The sequence below is a fragment of the Gilvimarinus gilvus genome, from assembly GCF_030518155.1.
GTDB lineage: Bacteria > Pseudomonadota > Gammaproteobacteria > Pseudomonadales > Cellvibrionaceae > Gilvimarinus > Gilvimarinus gilvus.
Genome location: NZ_JAULRU010000027.1, coordinates 1 through 306 on the forward strand (window position 1 = coordinate 1; position 306 = coordinate 306).

Annotated in this window: 1 pseudogene; it reads left to right on the plus strand. The window is 48.7% G+C overall.

Annotated features, from left to right (window positions below):
- Positions 1 to 292, plus strand: a pseudogene (locus QWI17_RS00135) (spermidine/putrescine ABC transporter substrate-binding protein PotF); the annotation flags it as partial.
- Between the last annotated feature and the right edge of the window lie 14 nt (positions 293 to 306).

Sequence of the window (306 nt, forward strand, 5' to 3'; positions counted from 1 at the left end):
TACCTGGTCAGATGTCATCGCCATTCCTCTGAACGCACCGAATGCTAAGGAGGCTCATGCTTTCATAAACTACATCCTCCGCCCTGATGTGATTGCCAAAATCAGCAATAAGATCGGTTACCAAAATCCAAACAAGGACGCGACTGCTCTGGTAGATGAATCCTTGCGAAACGATCCTACGATCTACATTCCTGAAGCGGAGCGTTCTAACTTGTACGTTCTTGAACCGATACCGTCATCCATCGAGCGCGTACGGACTCGAACCTGGACGTCGATCAAGAGCAATCGATGATTCGGATTGCACGA